At 69.3% G+C, this 817-nt stretch carries 1 pseudogene; it reads right to left on the bottom strand.

What is annotated here, in order from left to right:
* Positions 1 to 27: 27 nt before the first annotated feature.
* Positions 28 to 817 (bottom strand): annotated as a pseudogene (prfA, locus tag JCM9942_RS17170) (peptide chain release factor 1); the annotation flags it as partial.

Below are 817 nucleotides of genomic sequence, written 5' to 3'. Positions count from 1 at the left end.
GGTCGCGTTCGCCCAGCGCGTCCATCCTCAGCTGCCCTCGGCCAGTCGCGCCAGTTCGTCGACCTGGTGCTCGTGCTGCAGGCGGCCGACCAGCGCGTCCAGATCGCCTTCGATGATGTTGGGCAGGTCGTACAGGGTCAGGCCCTCGACGCGGTGGTCGGTGATGCGGCCCTGCGGGAAGTTGTAGGTGCGGATGCGCTGGCTGCGGTCGCCGCTGCCGACCTGCAGGCGCCGGGATTCGGCCTGCGCCGCGGCCTGCTTGCTGCGCTCGGCGTCGAGCAGCTGAGCCTTGAGCCGCTTCATGCTTTGTCGCGGTTGGCGTGCTGGCTGCGCTCGGTCTGGCATTCGACCACCACGCCACTGGGCACGTGGGTGATGCGGATCGCCGATTCGGTCTTGTTGACGTGCTGGCCACCGGCGCCGGAAGAGCGGAACGTGTCCACCCGCAGATCGGCCGGGTTGATCACGACGTCTTCGACGTCATCGGCCTCGGGAATGATCGCCACGGTGGCGGCCGAGGTGTGGATGCGGCCTTGCGATTCGGTGGCCGGCACCCGCTGCACGCGATGGGTGCCGGATTCGAATTTCAGGCGCGAGTACGCGCCGCGGCCGACCACGCGCGCCACCACTTCCTTGTAGCCGCCATGCTCGCCGGGGTTGTCCGACTCGATCTCCACCTTCCAGCCCTGGCGCTCGGCGTAGCGGGCGTACATGCGGAACAGGTCGCCGGCGAAGATCGCCGCCTCGTCGCCGCCGGTGCCGGCGCGCACTTCCAGGAACAGGTTGCCGTCGTCGCGCGGATCGCGTGGCACCAGCA

The sequence above is a fragment of the Stenotrophomonas pictorum JCM 9942 genome, assembly GCF_001310775.1.
Lineage (GTDB): Bacteria > Pseudomonadota > Gammaproteobacteria > Xanthomonadales > Xanthomonadaceae > Stenotrophomonas > Stenotrophomonas pictorum.
Note: the sequence above shows the minus strand (reverse complement) of the source record. Positions and strands in the feature narration are given on the sequence as shown.